The organism is Limnohabitans sp. (genome assembly GCF_036804465.1).
Lineage (GTDB): Bacteria > Pseudomonadota > Gammaproteobacteria > Burkholderiales > Burkholderiaceae_C > Limnohabitans.
On sequence record NZ_DAIRSK010000002.1, the window covers coordinates 73,585 to 98,396 of the forward strand.

Genomic DNA, 24,812 nt, shown 5'->3' on the forward strand with positions numbered 1-24,812 from the left:
GCAGGCCGAATTTTTCGGCTCAGAAAATATCTCTCAAGCGCTCAGTATTTGCAAGCCGGATGGCTTTTGGCGTATTGGGCGGCCCAACGGTAATCGGCTTTACCCGCAGGGCTGCGCTGGACACGATCGGTCAAAAACACTTCTTTGGGTACTTTGTAACCAGACAAGCGCTCGCGACAGATGCGCTCGAATTCAGGGCCATCAAAGGCCTGCCCCGCAGCAAGCTCCACCACAGCCGCCACTTTTTGACCCCAGCGATCATCAGGCAAGCCAACGACCAACACGTCAGCAATGGCCGCATAGCGTCGAACTGCCTCTTCGACTTCTTCGGGAAAGACTTTTTCGCCGCCCGTGTTGATGCATTGAGAGCCACGCCCCAACACCACAATGTTGCCGTTTTCATCGATGCGGGCATAGTCGCCACTGAGCACCCAGAGCTGGCCCTCAACTGTCACAAAGACTTCGGCACTCTTTTGGCTGTCACCGTAATAAGCAATGGGTGTATGGCCGCACCGAGCCAAAATACCCAAGTCACCTGACTGAGTCAGGCGTTGCTTGGTATCGCTCAGCACCGCCAAATCGGGACGGGCCTTGAGCACCATGAAGCCGTCACCCTTGTCAGGCTTTTCGCCACTGCCTATGAGACCTGTCTCAGATGAGCCCATGCCGTTGGACAGTGCAATGTGAGGAAGCGCAGCCTTCAAACGCTGCTGCAGCTGCGCCGACAGCAAGGCTCCACCGTTACCCACCACTTTCAGCCGATCAAGCTTCCAGCGCGTTGGATGGGCTTCCAGTGCTTTGACCAAGGGCAAAGCCATGGCATCTCCCACCATGGAAATGATGTTGATCTGATCGCGTTCAATGATGTCCAAAATATGCTCGGCATCAAAATGGTGTTGGTCATTCACCACGACAGCATGGCCTGCGAGCAAACTGATGAGCGAGCCCCACATGGCAGCCCCATGCATCATGGGTGCGATGGCAAAAAAGCTCAGAGGCGGCGCGCTCACCACCAACTCGGCCAGGTCTTCGGGTCGATCGATAGGCGGGCGCTGAAAGTAAATGCCGCCCCCCCCTAATGCACCAAGGAAAAGCGACTTGTGGGGCCAGACCACGCCCTTAGGCATGCCCGTGGTGCCGCCGGTGCACAAAAGGTACAGATCGTTGTCACTGCGCGAGCAGTTTGGCAATTCAGCATGACCATCAGCCAGCAAACTCTCATAGTGATCAAACTCATGAGAAACAATGGCCTGTGAGCCACTGCCAACCTGAACTTTTAGGTGCAACTGCGGCAATTGACTTGTGATCTTCTCGACCTCAGCTGCCACACTCGCGTCAAAAAATAAAGCTTTCAGCTCAAGCGTACTTAACAAGTAGTGCAACTCATCAGCGACATAGCGGTAGTTGACATTGGCGGGGACCGCGCCGATCTTGCAGCACGCCAAAAAAGTCTCAAGGTATTCGGCTGAGTTGAAAAGCTCGATACCTACGTTGTTACCACGCACGATGCCGCGTGCTTGTAAGGCTGAGGCCAGTTGATTGGCGCGTTGATTGAGTTCTCGAAAGCTCAATCGCTGCTCGCCGCAAACGAAAGCCGTCCGATCTGGCACAGCCGAAGCCACTACTTCAAACAAATCGGCCAGGTTAAAAGTTCTTGTCATGAGTGACTTTCCTTGGGGCATATTGAGTAAATCACCATCAGATCGTCCAACAATCTGCCTCCCACTTCATCGTCCAAACGTAGTAACGGCCTGCCTGCGCTGAGGCTGATCGTCATTTGCAACAAATCGTCCAAATAGGGTATGCAAGCAAACGCGCATGCCCCCAAGATGTTTGCTTTGTAAATGCTTTTTGTTTGGAGACTATATGGCCACGTCCAAAGATTACCGTCTTGGCGAATACACCTTCCCTAGGGGGTGGTTCATGATCGCTGACTCAGAGGAACTCAACACCCACAAGCCCTTGGCGGTCCGCTTTTTTGGCAAAGACTTCGCTTTGTACCGCGGCCGTGCGAGCGGCAAAGTTGTGCTTTTGGACGCTTACTGTCCGCATATGAAAACGCATTTGGCAGCGCCAAACAACACCTCCTATGTGGTGATTGACGGAGGCGGCAGCAACGTGGATGGCGACGGCATTCGCTGTCCCTACCATGCTTGGCGATTTGGCCCTGACGGCAAATGTGACGATATTCCCTACCACAGCGGCCCCATTCCGGCTGCCGCCTGCGTCAAAAGTTGGACGGTGACAGAGAGTCTGGGTGCGGTCTGGGTGTGGCATGACCCCGAAGGTGGCGAGCCCGAGTGGGCGCACCCGAGCTTGCCGCAATGGGATGACGCCTCATGGGTGCGTGGCCATTGGGATCACTTGGGTCTATTGAACCAACACCCGCAAGAAGTCATCGACAACATTTGCGACTACGGCCATTTGGGGCCCATCCATGGCTCCACTGTGGACCGCTACGAAAACGAGTTCAAAGGACACACTGCCACGCAACGTCAATGCGGTGGCCACCGCACCCTGACCGCTGCCGATGGCTCGGGGGCTGTGTTGCATACCGACACGACCTACCACGGCCCAGGCGTTTTGATTTCTTATCTGACTGGCATGTTCGAGACGGTTTTGCTGATCATGCATACGCCCGTTGACGATGGCTCGATCAAAGTCTGGCACTCCCTGATTGTTAAATCCCCGAGCGCCAGTGCGGTCACAACCACCGCCGATTTGGTGGCCGCACGCCAATACCAAGAGTCGAGTCGTTTGGCTTTTGCGCAAGATTTCGAAGTCTGGATGAACAAAGGGCCTTGCTTGAATGGTTTGTTTATCCCCAGTGACGGTCCTTTTTTGAAAGTCCGAATTTGGTACAAACAGTTTTACAACCCGCGCGCCAAAAAGCATGAGTATTTGGAGCAATGCGAAGGGATCTATGTACCGCGTGGCGCGGTGGCCTACACCGCTCGCACGGATACGGTTGAGACGCAACCCTCCTGAATCAAAGGCTTCGCACCATGAACCCTGATACACCACCCCCCCGCGCAGCGGAGTCTGCATCTCACACCTCAGCCACAGGCTTTGCATCGGCACCCGGCGTTGCGCTGCTGTTGCTTACCCTGGCAGCCACAGTGCAATTTTTTGATCGGGCGCTGATGGTGGTGATTTTGGAGCCCCTGAAACAAGAATTTAGCCTGACTGATGCACAGCTAGGCTTCTTATCGGGACTGAGCTATGCGGCGGCCTTTGCGCTGGCAGGGATTCCATTTGGGTGGCTGGCTGACCGTGGCAACCGACGCAATTTATTGGTCGCTTTATTGGCGGCTTGGAGTGCCTTGGTCGCGCTGGCGGGGTCTGCCAACAGCTTCATGGCTTTGGTGTTGACTCGGGTGGGCATTGGCGCTGCAGATGCGGGGGGGCAGCCCTGCTCGGTGTCCATGATTTCTGACCTCTATCCCAGCCAAAGGCGTGCCACAGCGGTGGCCGTTTTCTTCCTCAGCGTGCCACTGGGCATGGCCTCGGGCTTCATGGTGGGGGCCTTGGTGGCGAGTGAGTTGGGATGGCGAATGGGGTTTTATTTGGCGGCCGTGCCCGGCGCAGTGCTGGCCTTGCTTTTGCTTTTTCTGGTGCGCGAACCCAAACGCGGCGCCAGCGACGGTGTCAGCACCACCGACGCGCCAACCCCAAGCTTGGGCGAGACCTTGCGCTTTATGCGCGGCCAGTCCTCACTGGTCTACCTCATGGCAGCATCTGTGCTGGTCACCGCATCTTCGTCAGCCATGATGTCGTGGATTGGCTCTTTGCTGGTTCGAAGCCATGGCCAGAGCTTGGAGAATGTCGGGCTCATTACAGGACTTTGCATGGGCGGTTTTGGTGCGCTGGGCACCTTGTTGTTTGGTTGGTTGTCCGACCGCCAAGGCCTGCTCGACATGCGCAACCAGCCTCGCATGATGGCGGCGGCGGCGGCCGTCATTGCCGCGAGCGGCGCAGCTGTGGCGCTGATGCCCACAGTGATGGGGGCAGCCGCATCGCTGGCACTTTTTGCGGCTTTGGTAGCGGGTCTGAACGGTCCCACCTATGCCCTGACGCAAAGTCTGGTTCAGCTGCGGATGCGGGGCACCTCTATGTCTACTTTGGTGGTGTTGCTCAACTTGGTGGGCGTGGGTGTGGGGCCGGCACTGGCGGGGGTGCTGAGTGATTATTTTGCCGCTTCATATGGCAGCGAGTCCGTGCGCTGGGCCATGGTTTGCGTGCTGGTTCTGAACCTGCCTGCCGTGATTTTGTTTGCACGGTCTGCACGCACCATCCAAGCTGATTTGGTGCGCGCGCAGGGCCACAGCCTGTCCCGCTGAATCGGCCAGAGGCCTGCCAAACGTCCCCTCAAGGTCGACGGTGCGTGACGTGGGTGGCCATCAAAACAGAGGCCTGCATGTCGCACAAATGGCCCATCGACTGAGTGAGTTGGGTTCGAAAATCAGTGGGCTTGGATGCCTCAGACAAGGTCTGGGCATCCTTGAACCACCATTCGACAATGGCATCAAAGTCGTAACCCGCAGGGCGTTCGGGCATGACTTCGTTCAAGACCACTCGGCCTGCTGGTGCCCAAGGGCTGAGATGGCAAGCCATGCCATCCAAAAAATCCGCCACTGCCATGGCAGGGCGACGTCGCATGAAGCCCACCCACACGGCGTCACCGAAAGGCCTGTCGGACAGCACCCTTTCGTGGGCAACCAGTGCGCAATCTCGCACATATCGGTCAAACACACGCAGCTCATCCGGACGCATGATGGCCAGGGTTTCAGGGTCGTTCCAGATATCAGCAGCCACACCCAGATCACGTAGCTTCAACAGGTTGACGCCATCAAAGTCAGTGCTGGCTCCGCTGGGAGGGTCGGTTGTGATTCGTGTGCACTGGGTCACGCCCAGCACTTTGTCTTGCACATTGCGGCATTGCCGCCCGAGTGCCGAATGCTCACGCCAGGCTTGGGCAAAGTCAGCCTCGGCCAATGCAGGATGACGCCGTGCCAAATAAATCATCTTCCATTGCACGGGGTTCGAATGGGGTCGAGTCGACCTTTCAGCGTGTGGGTTCATGATCCATCTCTGGTTTGAGCGGCCTTGTGGTATGCCTTGGGATAGGCCCGCATGGCATAGCCAAAAGCCATCACAGCTGGCAGCAGCATGGTGACCATCCCCAGCATGGCATATCGCAGGCTGTCATCTCCCACGCTGTCAATCAGCAAATCACTGAACCAGCCCGTCAAAATCGCGCCCAAGCCATTGCCCACGATGGCACCTGCCAACAACACCATGGCGTTCGCCGTGGCGCGGCGCTGGCTTGGCACAACCAAGCTCAAAGCGGCATAGGTTGGGGCCGCCCACCAAGGTAGAAAAAAAGAAAACACAAACATCAACACGACAGCAAGCCACAAAACGCCCGAGGGCAACAACAAATAGGACACGCCAGTCAACAGTGCCAAGCCCAAACCTGTCATGGGCACGCCCATTTGCCAACGCAAGTCGCGGTGCACCAGCCGATCGGCCAAAGCCCCTGCCACCAAACCGCCTGCCATCGACATCAAGGCCGCGCCTCCAGAAATCCAACCCGCTTGTTGCAAAGACATGCCCTGGTGGCGCACCATCAGGGCAATGTTCCATGTGCCAAACGAATAAGCAGACAGCAAGGCCAGCGCAGCCCCAAGAATCGTCCAGCGTGTAAATGGTTCAGCCCATACTGCCGCAACAGCCCCAGGCTGAGGCGCAGGGACGGACTGACCCAAGGGTTCGACGCCCATGCGAGAGGGCTCACGCACGGTCCAGCGCAACACGAATGCCAATAGCAGCGAGGCACAGCCAATCGAAGCCACGGTCACGCGCCAACCGTAGTGTTGCGCCAACCATGAACCCAGCACCAAAGCTAGCAAAGCACCAAAACTCGCACCTGCGCCCAACACGCTCATGGCGCGCGCCCGATGGGCCGCAGGATAAATATCGGCCAACATAGACATGGAAGCGGGCGTGCCACCCGCATCACTGATGGCTCCGCCGGCCCGACTGAACATGAGTGACAAGAAACCCACCGAGGCCCCGCTCAGCAAACCCAAAACACCCCCCAGGCCCCGACAAAATGCAATCAGACTGCGGCGATTGCGATGATCCGCCAAGCGCCCCAAAGGCACGCCGAGGACACCAAAGGTCAGGGCAAAGCCCAGCCCCGTGACCAAGCCGATTTGCAGGTCGGATAAACCAAATTCCAATTTGATGGGCTGAATCACCACCGACAAGATTTGCCGATCCATAAAAGCCAGTGCCGACAACAAGGTGAGAACGGCCAAGATGTACCCAGGCCTTGTAGGCGCAGGCAAGTGGTCAGTCTTCATGTGTCAGCCAAGCTTCATCGGTCACGCTGATCGGCTAACGGTTGCTCTAAGCTGTAGGGCTTGATGGCCCACAGAAAGTAACCCGTCCCAATGGCAAAGCAAAGCCCTGTGCTCGCAACCAAGGACCAGCGCAGCGCTTCATTGCCCAGCATCGGGGTCAGCACGTCGCTCAACACACCAATTGCGACGGGGCCGATGCCGCCGCCAAACATGATCAGCCCCAGATTAAACACAGCCAGCCCCGAGGCGCGTCGGTGCGGTGCAATCAAATCAGACATGGACGCATAGACAGGGGCCGCCCACCAGACGGCCGTGAACCCAAAAAGAAGATAAAAGCCTATGGCGTGTGGAATCAAAAATGTGCCCACTTGCCAACTTTGCCCCGCAGGCATCAGAAAAAAAGCGACGCCCAAGGGCAAGGCCAACAAACAGCCTAGCGCGGGCACACCCAAACGCCAGCGAATATCTCGCTTGGCCAGCCGGTCGCACAACCAGCCGCTGAACAACGAGCCCAAAGCCGCAGCAAAACCGCCCAGCAAGCCCATCACGATGCCAGCACCTTGCAAGGACATCCCATGTGATCGCACCAAATAGGCGGGCGTCCAGATGCCAATGCCATAGCCCGCAAAACCCATCAGAATGGCCCCCAGCGTGATGCGGGCAAATGAGGCAGAAGACCAAAGGTCGCGCACCATGCCAACGATGGGCTCGACTGGCGGGGGTTCGCTTCGGGTGGCGTCGCTCTGCCAATGGCCTCGACGCGGTTCAACACCCGAAAAGCGCAACAAAAACGCGGCCAACAAGCCCGGCAAAGCCATCCACAAAAAAGCCGAACGCCAGCCATAGTGCTGCGCAATCCAGCCACCTGTGGTTAGTCCCAAAAGAATGCCAAGCTGGGGGCCTAACAAGTAAACCCCCATCGCACGACCACGCTGTTGCGGCGGATAGTGGTCAGCAATCATTGAAATGGAAGGTGGCCCTCCACCTGCCTCACCCACAGCCACCCCCACGCGGGCCAGCGCCAGCGACCAATACCCCACCGCCATCCCGCAAACCGCCGTCATAGCGCTCCAAGCTGCGCAGCAATAAGCCACAAAGTTGCGTCGGTTGGTTCGGTCTGCAAAACGACCAAAGGGAATGGCCAAGGCACTGTAAAACAAGGCAAAGGTCAGCCCACTGAGTGCACCCATCGCCGTGTCCGAGACTTGAAACTCTTGTTTGATCGGCTCCATCAAGATGCCCATGATCTGCCGATCAATAAAGCTCATGGTGTAGACAAAAAGAAGCAACAACAAGGTGTAGTGGCTTCGCCATCCGTGTGCGGCTTGGTTCATGAGATTAATCCTGGTCGGTAGCTCGGGCCATGCATGGGTGCTGAGCAATTCACAGCATTTTGAAGGATGGGCAAGCAAGAGCATCGTCCAGTCAGACGATGGGATCACAGGACCAGCACTGGCGTAGACCTACCCTCGCTTATCGCGCCTTTCATCCGCATAAGCGTGCATTGCCCAAGCAAAAACACCAATTCCGATTGCAAAACAACTGCCAGTCACGACAGCAAGGGAGATACGCAAAGCTTCGTTGCCAAATTGGGGAATGAGCTGGTCACTCAACAAGCCCACACACAAAGGCCCGAACCCACCGCCAACCATGGTCAGACCCAAACTAAAGATAGACAACCCCGTGGCACGGCGGTGCGGTGCAATCAACTCGGACAACACGGCATAAACCGGGGCCATCCACCAAACCGAAGTCACCCCAAAGATCAAGTACAGACCGACTGCTGCTGGCATGGCCATGTCACCCACATGCCATGCATCGCCAGCTGGCATGAGGTAGAAGCCCAGCCCGCTCGGCAAAGACAACAAGCATCCCAACAGTGGCACGCCAATGCGCCAACGAGGGTCCCGCTTGGCCAAAGTGTCGCAAAGCCATCCGCCCAACAAAGCGCCCAAAGCGGCAGCGACTCCCCCCAGCAAACCCATCACGGCACCTGCGCCTTGCAAGCTCATGCCATGCGAACGCACCAAAAATGAGGGCGTCCAAATGCCAATCGCATAACCCGCAAATCCCATGCACAGGCCAGCTAAACCTATTCGCATAAAGACCTTGGATGACCACAAGCTGCGCACAATCTCCCCCAGTGATTCGGTCGTCCCACCGACGGGCGCCACCTCCTCATTCCACGCGCCTCTTGGCGGTTCAACTGCGGTGTAGCGCAACAACATGGCCGCCAAAACGCCTGGAACTGCCATCCATAAAAATGCTGCGCGCCAACCATGGTGCTGGGCGATCCAGCCACCTAAAGTAAGACCAAACAAAATACCCAGCTGCGGCCCTAACCAATACACCCCCAAAGCACGTCCCCGTCGCTCTGGAGGATAGTGATCGGCAATCATGGACAACGATGGGGCGGTGCCACCTGCCTCCCCCACAGCAACACCCACACGTGCCAAAGCCAGACTCCAATAGCCTGTCGCCATACCGCAGATGGCGGTCATGGCACTCCAAGCCATGCAGCAATAAGCCACAAAATTGCGCCTATTGGCGCGGTCTGCATAGCGAGCAAAAGGGATGGCCAATACGCTGTAAAAAAGAGCAAACGTCAAACCACTGAGCACGCCCATGGCGGTGTCTGAGACCCCAAACTCCTCCTTGATTGGCTGAATCAAAATACCCATGATCTGTCGATCAATAAAGCTCATGGTGTAGACAAACAGCAAGACCAACAGCGTGTAGTGACTTCGCCATCCAAAAGCAGCTTGGTTCATTGGTTAACCCTTTCAAACGGTCGTCAAGGCGCCTGCACCCAACCCGAACGCAGGCTTGGCACCTAGGACCGATGCGTCGCAGCGCTTGATCTGATTGGCACTGTGTCGCAAACTCGTCAACCTTAGTCTTCGATCGGATTGAGCAAAGTTTGGCCCAACACCAAGTCCGCACCCTTGTCGCCAATCACCACAGAAGTGGCGTTGGTGTTGCCGCAGATCACATTGGGCATGACGGAGGCGTCGATCACGCGAAGCCCTTGAATTCCACGCACTTTCAAATCGGGGGTCACAACGGCCATGGCGTCATCGACACGACCCATGCGACAAGTTCCCACTGGGTGGTAACCCGTTGTCAAGTGCGGCGCCAGCCAGTCTAGCCATTGGCTATCGGTTTGTACTTCAAACCCGGGGCGAATCTCGGATTGAATCAACTCGGCCAGGGCTGGCTTTGTCGCCATGTCGCGTAAAAAGCGCAGTGCCCACAACAGGGCGCGGCGATCGCGCTCATCGTCCAAGTAATTCATGCGTATCACAGGATGAACATTCACATCGGGTAAGCGCAAACGAACAGATCCTCTCGAAAATGGCCGCACTTGGTAGGGCGCCAAGGTGATGCCGTCAAAGCTGTCCGGCGTTGGAGGGCGGTCTTTGTTGATTTGTGCATCCGGGTCGCCGGTGACAGGAAGGCCAAAGACCTGAACATCGTTGTAGGGCAAACTTGGATCGGTTTTGAGATAGCCACCAAATTCAGCCGGCGGGCTGGTCATCGGTCCTTGACGCGTCAACAGATAGCGCAATACCGAGCTGACCAGTCCGAAACCCTGAAACCTTGCGTTCATGCTGGAGATGCCAGGACGCAAACGCCAAGACATGGGCACACAACAATGGTCTTGCAAGTTTGCCCCTACGCCAGGCAGGTCGGCCACAACAGCAATGCCTTGATCGCGCAGGTGTTGGGCAGGCCCCATGCCCGAGAGCATCAGGAGTTGCGGGGAATGAATGGCGCCAGCACAAAGCAAGACCTCGCAGCGGGCAGCGGCCCATTGAAGCGGCCCATCGCCAATGCGGTATTCAACCCCCGTTGCATGACCATTTTCTGTGGTGATGCGAAGCACCATGGCGCGGGTGATGATGTTGAGATTTCCCCGTTTCATGGCGGGCTCGATGGCATTGACCGCAATAGAAGAACGCTTGCCATCGCGCACATTGACCTGCAATGTGCCGACACCGCGAGCAGTCCCATCATTGAAATCGTCGACATGCTCCAGTCCCGCTTGTTGCGCAGCAAGAATCATGGCTTGCGTGATGGGGTGAACCGAGGGCAAATCGGCGACATGGAGAGGACCGCCTTGGCCATGGTATTTGTTGCGAATACGTTGCTGGTCTTCCGTGCGAACAAAGTAAGGCAGCAAATTGTTCCAGCCCCAACCATCGGCGCCCGCAGAGACCCAATCAGCATAATCATGGCGATGCCCACGGATATAAATCATGCCGTTGATCGATGAAGAACCGCCCAAAATCTTTCCGCGCGGCATCATCATTCGGCGACCACCGGCCCAGCGCTCGGGCTCGGTCATATGCCCCCATGAGTGTTTTTTACTGTAGGACAAAGCCCCCCAACCTGCGGGCATGCTGACCATCAAGTCGCGCTTGTGGCTGGCGCCTCCCTCCAACAACAAGACCTGATGCTGACCGCTTTCGGTCAGCCTGGCGGCCAACTGCCCTCCCGCAGAACCGGACCCAACAACGATGTAGTCGAATATTTGCTTGTGTGTCATGCCTTGCTCAATCCATTTTGAAGATTTCGGGCTGGGTTGCCATCAGGAACGTTTGACTGTGTTTTGCAACAACTGGAGCAGCTTGTTGCTGTAGGGCGGCAACAGACCAAGTTTGCGACGCGGATCCCACCAACCCGCGTGATAGACACCACGCAAGTGACTGAATTGTGCAAACCCTTCGGGCCCGTTGTAAACACCCATACCCGAGGCTCCTACGCCCCCAAAAGGAACATCATTGAGCCCTACATGCAGCATGACATCGTTGACGCAAACACCTCCCGACAACGTGTTGCCCAAGACATGCTCTTGTTCTTGACGATCACGCCCAAAATAGTAAAGCGCAAGCGGACGTTCATATGAGTTGATCTTGTCCAGTACTTCGTGGATGTCATCGTAGGTCACGACAACCATTGCTGGACCAAATATTTCCTCGCGTGCAATGCTGGTTTGCGCTGGAGGGTTGATCACCAAATGCAAGGGGCAGCGTCGGTCGGTTGCCAAAGCGTCCACTTGTCCTAAAGTTTCGATGCGCGCGCCTGCTAATCGGGCCTCTTCAATCTTGGCGTTCAAACGCTGTAAGTGCCTGTCGCTGACCACACTGGTGATGTCGGGATTACCGCTGACCGTGGGGAACATGGCTAACCACAGCGTACGAAATTTGCTGACAAATTCCTCTACGCGCTCACGCGGCAAATACACCGTGTCAGGCATGACGCAAATTTGCCCCCCATTTTGCGCACGGCCCATGGCTATTTTTTCAACCACCAGGTCAAGATCAGCAGAGCGCCCAACGATGGTTGGCGACTTGCCGCCCAACTCCAAGGTCAGGGGTACCAAATGCTCTGCGGCATCACGCATGATTTGGCGAGCCACCCCAGTGCTGCCCGTAAAAACCAAATGGTCAAAGGCTTGGCGGGTAAAAGATTGAGCCACATCCAGCCCGCCAGTCACCACTGAAAACTCCAATGGATCAAAGTACTGGGATACAGCTTCGACAAGCCACTCCGATGTACGGGGCGAGAGGTCGGAGGGCTTGGCCATGACGCGGTTGCCCGCAGCAAATACGCCAGCCAACGGGGCAAACACCATAAACAACGGACCGTTCCATGTTCCAGCAATGCCCACGACACCCTTAGGCTGGTAACGCAGCTCAGCACGGGCACCAAAAAGATTGAAAGGAAATAGCCCTGAGCGTCGCTGGGGCTTCATCCACTGATCCACGTGCTTGATGGCGTATTTGAGGGCTGCAATAGGCGCTTGCACATCCATCATGAGTGTGCTGACTGGATGGCGGGCGCCAAAGTCGTCACTGATCACTTCACAAATACGGCCACTGTTGTGTTTGAGTAATTCGACGCAACGAATCAACCTGTCCTTGCGCACAGCGGCCGACACAGGTCCTTCTGAGAGAAACGCCTGTCGCTGCAGTTGCAAATGTGCGGCTATCTGGTCTGCATGGGGGGAAGCAGGCAAGGCGCAAACTGTCATGAATGTCTCCTCTTTTTCATTGTGACGTCTAACAACTCTGCCACTTTCGTGATGCCGTGGTGGTTCATGTCTGGTTGACATTCTCTTGGCGGCAACAGGGATGCGCTCACCTAATTACCCAAAATGGGCAATCTTTGTCACGGGTTTTGAAGTTTGGAACGAAACTTGTGACGGAGGTCAGAGTTTCCCCATATCCTGTCAAGCAAGTTAATCAAGGAGAACCATACCCATGACTTTTTCTATTGCCCAGTGGTTTCGAAAAATTGCCACATTGCTTTTTCTAGCCAGCAGTGTGGTGTCTGCACAGACAGCGGACAGGCCCAATATTTTGATGATCATGGCCGACGACATTGGCCCCTCCAACGTGGGTATTTACTCACACGGCATGATGGTCCCGACACCCAATATAGATCGGCTGGCTAAAGAAGGCATGCTGTTTACTGATCACTATGCAGAGCCCTCTTGCACATCAGGGCGTGCAGCGTTCATAACGGGTCAGATGCCCATTCGAACCGGCTTGACAACTGTCGGACTGCCAGGGTCAAGCATCGGTCTTGATAAGCGTGACCCTACTTTGGCGGAGCTACTCAAAGAGCGCGGATACCGAACTGCCCATTTCGGCAAGAGTCATTTGGGTGACCGTGATGCACATCTGCCGCACAACCATGGATTTGATGAATTTTTTGGCAATTTATATCACCTGAATGCAGAGGAAGAGCCAGAGCAACGCGACTATCCAACAGCTGCTTTGACGAAATACAAGCCACGCGGCGTCATCCATGCCATCGCTGGGCAAACCCCGCGAGATCAAGGACCCTTGACCGTCAAGCGGATGGAAACAATCGATGACGAGGTGACAGCTCGGTCAATCAAGTTCATTGAATCTTCCGCTCAATCAAAGACACCTTTTTTTCTGTGGCACAACAGCTCGCGCATGCATGTTTGGACACATCTCAAGCCCGAGTCACGCTATCTGGCCTTGCCATATTCTTCTGAAGAGGACATCTATGGCAGCGGCATGATTGAGCTGGATAACCATGTTGGCCTGATACTGAAAAAGCTAGACGAGTTGGGTTTGACCAAAAACACCATCGTGATGTTCACCTCAGACAACGGACCGCAAGGTTTCACTTGGCCAGACGGTGGGACAACGCCATTTCGTGGAGGAAAATCATCGACGTGGGAAGGTGGCTACCGTGTTCCGATGTTGGCGCGTTGGCCTGCGGCCATACCAGCAGGTTCTGTCTCCAACGGTATCCAAACACATTACGACTTGTTCACCACACTAGCGTCAGCTGCAGGCGTCCCCAAAGTGGCAGACCAACTGAAAGCAAGCCATCAGGTCCTGATCGACGGAGTCGACAACATCGATCATTGGCGCGGTAAAAAGCCCTCGGCGCGCAACAGCTTTATCTACTACAACGAACGTGAGTTGGTCGGTGTTCGCATTGGCCCTTGGAAAGGTTTGCTCAAGGAGCGTGATGGATTTTTTGATCCACTTAAACAGAGCTTTGCTTTCTTTAACCTGCGCATGGACCCCTATGAGCAGCGCGGCGGACGTGAGTCGAACAAACTTGCTTTGCGCAAGGCCTGGATTGGGGGTCAGATTCAAGACTTGCTGACCGAGCACTTCATAAGCTTAAGAATGTACCCACCGCGCCAAATAGGTGGCAGTCTTCGACCCGACGATGCGACGCGCCAACCACCAAACAAAGCGCCTTGAGTCCACATATAAGCGTCTTCTAGTTGCAAAACCCAGACATGATGGAGGCCATATTGGCTTATCCAAACCTGATGGCCCCCCTTCAGCTTGGTTCGCTGCGTTTGAAAAACCGAGTCTTGATGGGCTCTATGCACACCGGACTCGAAGACCTGCCCGGAGGGTTCGAGCGTTTGGCTGCGTTTTATGCTGAGCGAGCGCGAGGGGGCGTGGCGCTGATCGTCACCGGTGGATTTGGTATCAACCCAAGCGCACTTGGGCTCACAGAGCGTGCAGAGTTTTCTACTTTACACACTCAGGCCCAAGCTCTGCAACACCAAGTAATCACCGCTGCCGTGCACCATGCAGGGGGGCTCATCGCCTTACAAATGCTGCATGTGGGTCGCTATGACTACGCCAGTGGCGGTGTTTCTGCGTCTGCCTTGCGCTCACCACTGTCACGGCATCTCTCGCATGCGCTGACTTGTGAAGAAATTGAGATCTTGATCGAGGACTATGTTCGTTGCGCACAACTGGCCCTTTTAGCGGGCTATGACGGTGTAGAAATCATGGGCTCTGAGGGCTATCTGATCAATCAGTTTTTGGCACCTCAAACCAATCAACGCAACGACCACTGGGGTGGCAGCGCTCAGGCGCGTCAGCGCTTTGCGCTGGCCATTGTGCAGCGTGTTCGTGAGGCCGTAGGCCCCGACTTTGTCATCATCTTTCGCATTTCACTGCTGGACTTTGTTGCGCATGGCAGCAATTGGGAAGAGACCGCCTCGTTAGCCCAGGCTTTACAAGCGGCTGGAGTTTCTTTGCTCAATACTGGCATCGGTTGGCATGAAGCGCGTATACCCACGATTGCAAGCTTGGTGCCTCGTGCCGCTTTCAGCTGGGCCACACGACGCCTACGCGAGGTGGTGACGGTGCCAGTGATTGCCAGCAACCGCATCAACATGCCTGATGAGGCAGAGGCACTTCTGGCTAGGGGTGATGCAGATATGGTGTCAATGGCGCGACCCTTTCTGGCCGATGCTGACTTTGTAACAAAGTCAGCACAGGGGCGGGCACAAGATATCAACACTTGCATTGCTTGTAATCAAGCTTGCCTTGACCAAGTCTTTGCCCAGCAAGCTGTGAGTTGCTTGGTAAACCCCCGCGCTTGCCGCGAAACAGAATGGCCAACAAGCAGCTTCGAACAAGCGCTTCGCCTAGCCGTGGTGGGTGCTGGCCCTGCTGGCCTCGCCTGCGCCACCGAAGCAGCAGCCCAAGGCCATGAGGTCACGCTGTTTGATGCAGCAGATCAAATCGGTGGACAGTTTGAACTGGCACGTCGCATTCCAGGCAAGGAGGAGTTTAGCGAGACGCTGCGTTATTACGCGCGTCTGATTGCGCAAAGAGGCATCAAACTGCATCTGGGTGTGCGAATCTCTCCTGCAGAACTCAGAGGCTTTGACCACGTTGTACTTGCCACTGGCGTCAAGCCTCGACAGCCCGAGATGGCGGGGTTAACACACCCCAAAGTCATGAGTTACGCGGACGCGATTCGACAACCCCATAGCGTCGGGCAACGGGTGGCCATTGTGGGAGCAGGTGGCATTGGTTTTGATGTGGCTGAACTACTCAGCGGGCCTTTGCGCCCAAGCCACGAAGATCCACTGGAAGCTTATCTGAATGAATGGGGCATTGATCGCAGCTTGTCAGGCCGTGGAGGACTGGCGGCATGCGCCAAAAAAAACACGCCGACCTTGTCGGGACGAGAGGTCTGGTTGTTGCAGCGTAGTCCCGGAAAATTGGGACACCGACTGCCACGCACCACAGGTTGGATAAGACGAGCGCTTTTGGACAGACGCGAGGTGCATTTGTTGGGCAGCGTGACGTATTTGGGTGTGGATGACCAAGGACTGCATGTGCAAGTCGAGGATCAACCGCGCTGCCTTGCTGTTGACCATGTGGTAGTTTGTGCCGGTCAAGAGTCTGACCGGCAACTGATGGCGCCGCTACAAGCCATGGGCATCGCCTTCAGTGTGATCGGTGGCGCTGATTCAGCAGCCGAGATCGATGCAAGGCGCGCCATTGAGCAAGGCATGCGCACCGCATTGGCGCTTTGAGTGCCTTGTCCATTTGCCGTCAGGTTCAGCGCTCTAACTCGTGAAAGGGCACGCCTTTGTCGGTGCGAGGTTCGGGAGCTAGGCCCAATACACGCTCACCAATGCTGTTTTTCACAATCTCGTCCGTGCCGCCTGCAATCCGCATTCCAGCAGATCCAAACCAAAGTCGCTCCACCAATGCAAAGCGTTCGCCCAACTCGCTGGCTGCCAAAACACCGCGTTCACCCAACAAATCCATCGCAAAATAACTGAACTTTTGTAGCGTTTGTGCGGCCACATTTTTGGCGCCACTCATCTCAGGGCCAGGTTGACGACCCTTACTCAGCGCGGTTAAACCACGGCATTGCAGCAACCAAAGGGCCTGGGCATTTAAATAAAAATCCGCAAGGAAACCACGCATACGACCATCGCGCAAAGCGCTTTGACCTAAAAAACGAGCCTCTCTCAGCAACTCAGCCAAGGTGCGCCAAAGCTCTGCAGGCATGACACCGGCAACAGACAAACGTTCGCTCATCAGGCCCGTCAGGGTGACCTTCCAGCCACCTCCTACTTGGCCGACCAACTGGCTATCGGGCACAAACACGTTTTCGAAAAAAACCTCGTTGAACTCTGACTCCCCACCCGCTTGACGAATCGGGCGCACCGTCACACCAGGGCTGCTGATTTGGATAAAGAAGGTGGACAAACCATCAAATTTGGGAAGTGCTGGATCAGTGCGGGCTAAAACCAAACCATATTCAGCAAATTGAGCCAACGAGGTCCAGACTTTTTGACCATTTAACAACCAACCCTGCCGTCCATCGCTACACCGCTGGGCACGTGTGCGAACCATGCCTAGGTCAGAGCCTGCACCGGGCTCACTCAGCAATTGGCACCATAAGTGCTGACCCGTGAGTGCGGGGGCGATGTGGGCTGAGCGCACTGCGTCGCTGGCGTGCGCCATCAACGAGGGGATGACCATGCCCAAGCTGACATTAAAGAAGCTGGTGGGTACGTTATAGCGCCCCTCTTCTTGCCGCCAAATTAACTCTTGCATCGGCGTGCCACCCCTACCCCCAAACGCCGAGGGCCAAGTGATGGCCCCAAAACCTGCAGCAGCCTTGCAAGCTTGCCAATCCCTTGCGGCTTGCATTCGTTCAGTCGGGCTGAGATCGGGACCAAAAAAATCATCGTTTCGCGCCTTCAACGTGGCATTGGCATCAAGCCATGTGCGGCACTCTTGACGGAAAGATGATTCCTCGGGCGAGTCATCAAAGTCCATGGATCCCGGCACCACAGGCCCCCGTTGGACGGGCAGGCTGGGGGTGTCCAACTTCGTCTCGAGCTCTGAAGCGACTGTCTCGCGCCACACGTGTACGTTGCCCAACAGCACGGCCAACTGGCGTGCTCGACGGTAGTGCAGGTGACAGTCCAACTCCCAGGTGTACCCCATGCCACCATGCACCTGAATATTTTCTTGTGCGGCCAAACTATAAGCCTCAGTGGCAGCTACGCGCGCGCTGGCGGCAGCAAGCGCGAGCTCGGGAGCGCCGCCTGAGCTGGCCGCATCGGCAGTCAAGGCCCAAGCCCCGTAATAACAATGAGCACGTGCCAATTGGTTTTGGGTGTAGATGTCAGCCAGCTTGTGCTTGATGCCTTGATAAGAGCCAATGGTTCGACCAAAAGCTTTGCGCTCTCGTGCGTAAGCCACTGCCATTTCAAGCGCTGCGTCTGCGCCTCCCAATTGCTCGAAGGCCAACAAGATAGCCGCCCGGTGACGAACGCGGCTGAGCAGGTTCATGGTGGCCGCACCAGGCGCCACAGCATCCAACGCTTGGGCATGAGCGGACAAAAAATCGAGGGCACAACAGGGTTTGGCCGGATCTATGGTTTTCAAGGGTCTACGGCGTACCTGATTCGTCAACTCGACCAGCACCAGGCAAGGCTGCCCCTGCAAGTTACGCGCCAACACCACGGCAAAAGCAGCACAACCGCCATCCAAAACCAGTGGTGCAGTGCCCGTCAAAAGCTCGCCATCGAAAACTGGCAGTGGGGTCTCGTCATGCTCTTGATCGTGCGGTGCAAACAAAGTGGCGATTGCGCCTTGAGCAACACGTGGTAGCCAGCGTTGCTGCTGAGCTTCAGAGGCCCCAAGCAAGATGGCTTGGCTGGCAAAGTAAAGCGTAGACGACAGCGGCACAGCAGCCAATTGACGACCGACTTCTTCGGCCACGACACATAACTCCATGGCACCCAAACCAATGCCGCCGCACGAGTCTGGCAACATCAACGTCGTCACACCCAGGCCACTCAATCCCTGCCATACGTCTGCAGCATGGGTAGCGCCTTCGTCGATGACACAGCGTGCAACCGAGACCGGGGACTCTTTGATGAGGTATTTGCGAACTTCGTTGCGAAGCAGGTTTTGATCGTCTGAAAAATCAAAGTTCATGGCAGTGCTTTCTAACGGGCTTATGCAGTCATTTTGCGGGCAGTGTGACCATAAAAAGTTTCACCTTTGGCGGCCATGTCGCGCAACAAGTTTGGTACACGCAGGTGCTCCCCAAACAGATCTGCCAAGCGGTCTGCCCCTGCAACAAAGGCCGCTATGCCAATCCCATCCATAAAACAAAACGGGCCACCCGTGTAGGCTGGGAAACCTACTCCCAAAACAGCACCGACATCGCCATCCGCAGGGGCCAGCAACACCCCCTCCTCCATGGCTCTCGCTGCCTCAATGGCTTGCACATACAAGATACGCTGGCGCAAGACGTGTGGGTCAGGTTGTTGTGCACACAAGGGATACAAGCCAGATAGACCTGACCACAAGCGCTTTCCAGTGGCATCGTAGTCATAAAAGCCTTTGCCCATTTTCTTGCCCAACCGGCCTTGCTCAAACAACTGTTTAAGCACGGGTACTGAGCGGCCAGGTTTGTAGGTATCAGGAAACTCACGCGCCTGGGCCTCACCCGCGTGCACCGACAACTCGATCGAGAGTTCATCTGTGATGGCAAGAGGTCCGACCGGCATGCCAGCATGACGGGCACAGTTTTCTATCAACGCGGGTGCGATGCCCTCTGCCAACATGCCAATCGAGTCATCGACAAATGCACCAATGAAACGACTGGTAAAGAAGCCGCGGCTGTCGTTGACCACGATAGGGGTTTTTTTAAGCTGCGCAATAAAATCCAGCGCCTGTGCCAAGGTGGCATCTGACGTCTGCTTGCCTCGAATGACCTCAACCAGCGGCATCCGGTCAGCGGGCGAAAAAAAGTGCAAACCGATGAATCGCTCAGGTCTTTGCGTCGCTTTGGCTAACAAACTGATGGGCAAGGCCGAGGTGTTGGTAGCGAGCACGCATTGCTCAGACAAAACAGCGTCCAGCCGTTTGACGACCTCTGCCTTGATGGATCGGTCTTCAAACACGGCTTCCACCACCATGTCGGCATCGCGCAACAACTCATAGTCTGTGGTTGGTGTGATGAGGGTCAAGATAGCGTCGGCCTTTGCCTGTGTGGATTGACCTTTTTCGATCAAACGCTTGAGCACCTTTTCGGCATAGCCCTTGCCCCGCTCAGCTGACGTTTGATCACGGTCAATCAACACAACTTCAATGCCTCGCTGTGCGGCGACCAAAGCGATGCCCCCGCCCATCATGCCTGCACCAATCATGCCTAATTTTCGACATTTGAACGCGGCAAAACCAGCGGGACGGTGCATGCCTTTTTCAGCCTTGGACTTGTTCACAAATAAGGTACGCACCATGGCACGCGAAACGGTGCCACGGGTCAACGAGGCCATGTACTTGCTTTCAATTCGAAGCGCTTTGTCCATGGGCAGTTGGGCGCCCTCGAACACGCAACTCTGAATGGCGAGCGGTGCGGGCAAGTTGTGATGCGTGGCGGCCTGTAGCAATGTGTTACCCACCACAAAGCTGGGGGTGACCCGCGCATCCAAAGGTCCCCCGCCTGGAATTTTGAAGCCTTTCACGTCCCATGGCTGCGTGGCAATTGGCATCTCCAATAGCCATTTTTTAGCGGCATCAAGCAATTCAGTGGGGGCTACCACCGCGTCAATCATGCCGACTTCTTTGGCTTTGGCAGCGCTGACATGTCGACCCTCCAGCAAATAAGGCGTGGCAGCCAAAATACCGATCAGGCGAACCAAGCGTTGCGTGCCACCCGCAGCGGGTAGCAAACCTATTTGGACTTCGGGCAAACCCAAGACCAAAGTGGGGGTGTCCGATGCGACACGGTAATGACATGCCAGACAAAGCTCAAACCCGCCCCCCATCGCGACCCCATTGATGGCAGCTGCAAATGGTTTGCCACATGTTTCCATTCGACGCACCAGCTTCGACAAGGAGGCGCATTTTTCCACCAAAACCTCGATCGAGTCACTCACCATGCTGTCTAGGTTTGCCTCCATGGCAAGCAGGTCGGCACCAGCGACGAAGCTGTCTTTGGCAGAGGTCAAAATGGCGCCTTTGACAGCTGGATCGGCGACCACGCGGTCAATTCCAATGGATAGGCTGCGCATGAAATCTGCGTCGATGACGTTCATCGTCTTGCCCGGGTAGTCCATGGTCAGGGTGGCGATGCCGTCCGAATCTACGTTGTAACGAATGATGTCTTGCATGTTGTTCTCTTTCGCGTTGCTTCAGTCGCGCTCAAACGCGCTCAATGATCATGGCCGAACCCATGCCGGCCGCCACACACACGGACACCAGTGCAGTTTGCTTATCTGTGCGTTCAAGCTCATCCAACACAGTCCCCAAAATCATGGCGCCTGTTGCACCCAAAGGGTGACCCATGGCAATGGCTCCTCCGTTCACATTGATTCGGTCATGGGGAATTGAAAGCTCCTCCATCATGCTCAGCACCACGGATGCAAAAGCTTCGTTCAGCTCCCAAAGATCAATGTCTGAAGGCTGCATACCAGCAATTGCCAAAGCTTTGCGCGCAGCTGGACCAGGACCATCGAGCATCAAAGTTGGCTCCGAACCAACTGCCGCGAAAGATACGATGCGGGCGCGAGGCTTCAACCCCAAACGCACGCCTGCTGCCGCATTACCGACCAACACAGCAGCGGCACCGTCCACGATGCCCGAACTGTTGCCGGCATGATGGATGTGCTGGATCTTTTCGACCTGTGGGTAGCGTTGCATTGCCACACTGTTGTAGCCATACTTTTCACCCATTTCAGTGAAAGCGGGTTTGAGTGCTGCTAGGCTTTCCTCACTTGTTTCTGGGCGAATAGTCTCGTCTCGCGACAGCAGGGTCAGGCCTAGGAAGTCCTGCACAGGAATGACAGATCGATCAAATCGACCCTCTGTCCAAGCTTGATGTGCACGGCGATGGCTCTCAACCGAATAGGCGTCAACATCGCTGCGACTGTGACCACGTAATGAGCCGAGCAAATCGGCAGAAATGCCTTGCATCACAAAATAAGTTTTGAAGGCCACTTGTGGGTCTTGTGCCCAAGCCCCGCCATCGGCACCCATCTGAACACGAGACATCATCTCGATGCCCCCACCGACCGCCAAATCGGCCTGGCCTGCCATGACCTTGGCTGCGGCAAAGGCCACAGCCTCCAGCCCAGACCCGCAGTAACGGTTAATTTGAAGGGCGGGTACTTTTTGATCAAAGTCAGCCTGCAACACGGCCATGCGTGCAATGTTGCCGCCCTGCTCACCCACCGGCACAACGCAACCCATGACGACATCATCGATGGCCGCTGTGTCCAGCCGATTGCGTTCGCGCAATGCCACCAAAGGCCGGCTGGCCAACCAAACCGGCGTCACTTCATGCAGACTCCCATCGGCTTTACCTTTACCCCTTGGGGTACGCACGTGATCGTATACAAACGTATGCATCTTGACTTTCCAATTGTGTGAGATCAACAGGTTGACTCAGTCACTCAACCACCAGTCGGTGAATGAGACTTCATCATTGCTAGCTGCTTAGTCTTGCCCAAGTGACCGCGATTTGCGCAAGGTATTACCCATTTTGGGCAATTCAATCGTCTTGAGAGTTGGCCGTATTGAGCAAGGATTGCAGTTTGGCGGCGAGCGCCAAAATCTCTTCGGTCGTTTCAGCATTGCGCTTGGCAAACCCAGCACTCACTCCCGAGCGCACCATCAGCCTTTTGTGTTCGTCCCTGTAAAGAAGACCTTTTTTGAGCAATTGACCCACCTTGCGCCGCACCGTTTCACGAGGTATGCCCGTGGCTTCACTGATGGAAAAGACGTTGCATGAGTTCATCAAATGACCGCGTCTAGCCATGTCGTCAAGCAATTTTTCGTGCACATGCTGTCCACCTTTACGAAAAAATTCAGAAACGTTGTGCAGCGAAATCTCTCCCAAGATGATCATTTGAACCATGTCACCGTCAAATTGGTGATAAAGCTTTCTCATCATTGGGACGGTAAAGCTAGCAATCAAATGCGATATTTGATAGGCATGCCGATCCATCAACAAGGCTTTATCGGGCGGGGTTTTGGACGTCATGACTTCAGCAAACCAGACTGCCACCATTGACCGCAAGCACTTGCCCGTTGACCCATTCTGCTTCTGCCGAGGCCAAGTAAGTGACTGCAGCACCTACATCTTGCGGGGAGCCTGCGCGTCGAACAGAGGCGGTCTTGCGCGCGATTTGTTCTGAACCTTCCCAGTTGTTCATGGTCCCCAATGACAAAGCGTTGGCTGTGACACCGTGTCTGCCAACCTCCCCAGATAAATTACGAATAAAGCCAATGGCCGCCGCCTTGGCCGCGCCATATGCGCAAAGCCCCATGCCTGTCGCGGTTCGAGAGGCATCTGAGTTGATGACCACAATTCGGCCCCAACTTCGCTCGATCATTTGCGGCAAGATGGCTTGACAAGCATGCATGAGCCCATGCAAGTTGAGTTGCAACCAAGCATCCCATTCGGCAGGTGCAGAGTCAAGAAACTGTGAGTATTTCCAGCCTTGAGCTGGTATGCCCGCATTGTGAACAAATACATCAATCGCAACATGCTGCGAAAGTATTTGACTGACCATAGAAAAAATCGCTTCTCTATTCGTCATATCTGCTGTGGCAAAGTAGCCTTGAAAACCAGAATCATTCAAAGATCGTGCAGCTTGCTCAGCACGCTCAGCATAAAAATCATTGATGATCACTTTTGCACCCTGGCGAGCCAAGGTTTGCGCGATACCCCACCCCATGCCCCGCCCAGCACCGCTGATCAAAACCACTTTTCCATCTAATCTGAACATTTTGAATCTCCCGCCGAATCTTTTCTTCACATCAGTTTGCCAGAGCAATACCTGAGCGGCATACTTCAAATAGAGGGGTTATTTTTTTGGACAAAGTGTCATGATATTGCCCAGCCCATTGACTGAACAACCCAATTTTTCTGCAGGCAAATACAAATGGAACCGAGCTCTTCAAACAAGGCGTCCGCAGGCCCGCTGCAGGGACTGAGGATTATTGAATTTTCAGGGATTGGTCCTGGTCCCTTTGCAGGCATGATGCTCGCAGACATGGGTGCTGACGTGATTGTGTTGGACCGCGCTGCCGATCAGCAAAGAGCGTCGCTCTACCCCCGAGCACCCATGAACCGTGGGAAGCGATCTGTGGCGCTTGATCTCAAGTGTGAGGCAGGTCGCGCACAGGCTTGGGCCCTGATCGAATCAGCCGATGCTTTGATCGAGGGGTTTAGACCAGGTGTCATGGAACGTCTTGGTTTTGGCCCCGAAGAAGTTGCCGCGCGCAACCCCAGACTGGTCTATGGCCGTGTGACGGGCTGGGGTCAAACAGGCCCTTTGGCACATGCTGCTGGACATGACATCAACTATGTCGCCCTGTCGGGCGTACTGTCCACGTCTTGTCGAGCTGGCCAAGCGCCGGCAATACCGCCGACGGTGGTTGGAGACATGGCAGGGGGCGCTATGTTTCTTGTGTTTGGTTTGGTTTGTGCATTATTTGAGGCCCAAAAGTCAGCTCAAGGCCAAGTGGTTGATGCCGCCATGATCGATGGTGTCACTGCGATGAGCGGGCTAATTCACCAGATGCGTGGAAACGGTTTTTGGCTCGACAAGCCTGAGCAAAACTTGTTTGCAAACAGCTCACCTTTTTACGAGGTTTTTGAGTGTGCAGACGGTTGTTACATCACGCTGGGCGCGATTGAGCCGCAGTTTTATGCCGAATTACTCAAACGTCTTGACCTCGATGACGTCTCCCCAGCAGATCAGTATGTTTGTAGCAACTGGCCCGCACTCAAAGAAAGGGTGGCGGCAAAAATCAAAACTCGTACACGCGCCCAATGGCAAACACTGCTCGAAGGTAGCGATGCCTGTTTTGGGGCGGTTTTAACGCTAGAAGAAGCCAGCCAACATCCACATAATTTAGCCCGAGGATTGTTTGTGGAGGTGAACGGCCAGCGCCAACCTGCGCCAGCACCAAGGCTTTCGAGAACACCGGCCCGATCTCCGACTCTGGGTGCCTTGTGCGGCGAACATACGGCAGAGATCTTGGCTGAACTGGCTGCCAAAAAAACTGATTGATTCCAGCCAAAATCGAGCCAAAGATAAAAGCCACTGACCGAAATCAGTGGCTTTTTCTCGACTGGTGG

General features: G+C 55.4%; 17 protein-coding genes. 5 read left to right on the forward strand and 12 right to left on the reverse strand.

The features are described from left to right. Positions 1 to 41: 41 nt before the first annotated feature. Positions 42 to 1,661: an AMP-binding protein gene (locus tag V7Q41_RS01475; RefSeq protein WP_333841875.1), complete on the reverse strand. Its 1,620-nt coding sequence runs from the start codon at positions 1,659 to 1,661 to the stop codon at positions 42 to 44. 205 nt (positions 1,662 to 1,866) lie between these two features. Between V7Q41_RS01475 and V7Q41_RS01480 the strand changes: the two genes are divergently transcribed. Together V7Q41_RS01480 and V7Q41_RS01485 are read left to right on the forward strand one after the other, a co-directional pair. After that, positions 1,867 to 2,988: a Rieske 2Fe-2S domain-containing protein gene (locus V7Q41_RS01480; protein WP_333841877.1), complete on the forward strand. Its 1,122-nt coding sequence runs from the start codon at positions 1,867 to 1,869 to the stop codon at positions 2,986 to 2,988. A gap of 17 nt (positions 2,989 to 3,005) precedes the next feature. Beyond that, on the forward strand, positions 3,006 to 4,340 hold the full coding sequence (locus V7Q41_RS01485; protein ID WP_333841879.1) for an MFS transporter: 1,335 nt from the start codon (positions 3,006 to 3,008) through the stop codon (positions 4,338 to 4,340). Positions 4,341 to 4,368: 28 nt separating this feature from the next. On the opposite strand, the gene V7Q41_RS01490 is transcribed toward V7Q41_RS01485, so the two are convergent. The 6 genes from V7Q41_RS01490 to V7Q41_RS01515 all read right to left on the reverse strand — a co-directional run bounded on the left by V7Q41_RS01490 (position 4,369) and on the right by V7Q41_RS01515 (position 12,405). Next, complete coding sequence (locus V7Q41_RS01490; RefSeq protein ID WP_333841882.1) at positions 4,369 to 5,082, reverse strand: EthD domain-containing protein; 714 nt, start codon at positions 5,080 to 5,082, stop codon at positions 4,369 to 4,371. Then, complete coding sequence (locus V7Q41_RS01495; RefSeq protein ID WP_333841884.1) at positions 5,079 to 6,368, reverse strand: MFS transporter; 1,290 nt, start codon at positions 6,366 to 6,368, stop codon at positions 5,079 to 5,081. Before V7Q41_RS01495 ends, V7Q41_RS01490 begins: the two co-directional genes overlap by 4 nt. A gap of 14 nt (positions 6,369 to 6,382) precedes the next feature. Then, positions 6,383 to 7,702 (reverse strand): spinster family MFS transporter, encoded by a 1,320-nt coding sequence (locus V7Q41_RS01500; protein WP_333841887.1) that lies wholly within the window; start codon positions 7,700 to 7,702, stop codon positions 6,383 to 6,385. A gap of 129 nt (positions 7,703 to 7,831) precedes the next feature. Next, positions 7,832 to 9,139 (reverse strand): spinster family MFS transporter, encoded by a 1,308-nt coding sequence (locus tag V7Q41_RS01505; protein ID WP_333841889.1) that lies wholly within the window; start codon positions 9,137 to 9,139, stop codon positions 7,832 to 7,834. Between the two features lie 122 nt (positions 9,140 to 9,261). Beyond that, positions 9,262 to 10,917, reverse strand: coding sequence for a GMC family oxidoreductase (locus tag V7Q41_RS01510; protein WP_333841891.1), 1,656 nt, complete (start codon positions 10,915 to 10,917; stop codon positions 9,262 to 9,264). Between the two features lie 42 nt (positions 10,918 to 10,959). After that, positions 10,960 to 12,405, reverse strand: coding sequence for a coniferyl aldehyde dehydrogenase (locus V7Q41_RS01515; RefSeq protein WP_333841894.1), 1,446 nt, complete (start codon positions 12,403 to 12,405; stop codon positions 10,960 to 10,962). Positions 12,406 to 12,634: 229 nt separating this feature from the next. Between V7Q41_RS01515 and V7Q41_RS01520 the strand changes: the two genes are divergently transcribed. Together V7Q41_RS01520 and V7Q41_RS01525 are read left to right on the forward strand one after the other, a co-directional pair. Then, a complete protein-coding gene (locus V7Q41_RS01520) occupies positions 12,635 to 14,128 on the forward strand; it encodes an arylsulfatase (RefSeq protein WP_333841895.1) in 1,494 nt (497 codons plus the stop codon). 41 nt (positions 14,129 to 14,169) lie between these two features. Next, the gene (locus V7Q41_RS01525; RefSeq protein WP_442918779.1) at positions 14,170 to 16,218 is read left to right on the forward strand and encodes an oxidoreductase; all 2,049 of its coding nucleotides are present in this window, start codon (positions 14,170 to 14,172) and stop codon (positions 16,216 to 16,218) included. A 25-nt stretch (positions 16,219 to 16,243) separates the two neighbouring features. Here the strand turns inward: V7Q41_RS01525 and V7Q41_RS01530 are convergent, their stop codons facing one another. The 5 genes from V7Q41_RS01530 to V7Q41_RS01550 all read right to left on the reverse strand — a co-directional run bounded on the left by V7Q41_RS01530 (position 16,244) and on the right by V7Q41_RS01550 (position 23,454). Further along, positions 16,244 to 18,649 (reverse strand): acyl-CoA dehydrogenase, encoded by a 2,406-nt coding sequence (locus V7Q41_RS01530; RefSeq protein WP_333841897.1) that lies wholly within the window; start codon positions 18,647 to 18,649, stop codon positions 16,244 to 16,246. A 20-nt stretch (positions 18,650 to 18,669) separates the two neighbouring features. Further along, positions 18,670 to 20,835: a 3-hydroxyacyl-CoA dehydrogenase NAD-binding domain-containing protein gene (locus V7Q41_RS01535; protein ID WP_442918771.1), complete on the reverse strand. Its 2,166-nt coding sequence runs from the start codon at positions 20,833 to 20,835 to the stop codon at positions 18,670 to 18,672. Between the two features lie 31 nt (positions 20,836 to 20,866). After that, positions 20,867 to 22,072 (reverse strand): acetyl-CoA C-acetyltransferase, encoded by a 1,206-nt coding sequence (locus V7Q41_RS01540; protein WP_333841900.1) that lies wholly within the window; start codon positions 22,070 to 22,072, stop codon positions 20,867 to 20,869. A gap of 142 nt (positions 22,073 to 22,214) precedes the next feature. Beyond that, positions 22,215 to 22,670, reverse strand: a complete 456-nt coding sequence (locus V7Q41_RS01545; protein WP_333841903.1) for a hypothetical protein — start codon at positions 22,668 to 22,670, stop codon at positions 22,215 to 22,217. 40 nt (positions 22,671 to 22,710) lie between these two features. Then, positions 22,711 to 23,454, reverse strand: coding sequence for an SDR family NAD(P)-dependent oxidoreductase (locus V7Q41_RS01550; protein ID WP_333841905.1), 744 nt, complete (start codon positions 23,452 to 23,454; stop codon positions 22,711 to 22,713). 204 nt (positions 23,455 to 23,658) lie between these two features. Between V7Q41_RS01550 and V7Q41_RS01555 the strand changes: the two genes are divergently transcribed. Next, positions 23,659 to 24,744, forward strand: coding sequence for a CaiB/BaiF CoA transferase family protein (locus V7Q41_RS01555; protein ID WP_333842146.1), 1,086 nt, complete (start codon positions 23,659 to 23,661; stop codon positions 24,742 to 24,744). Positions 24,745 to 24,812: the final 68 nt, after the last annotated feature.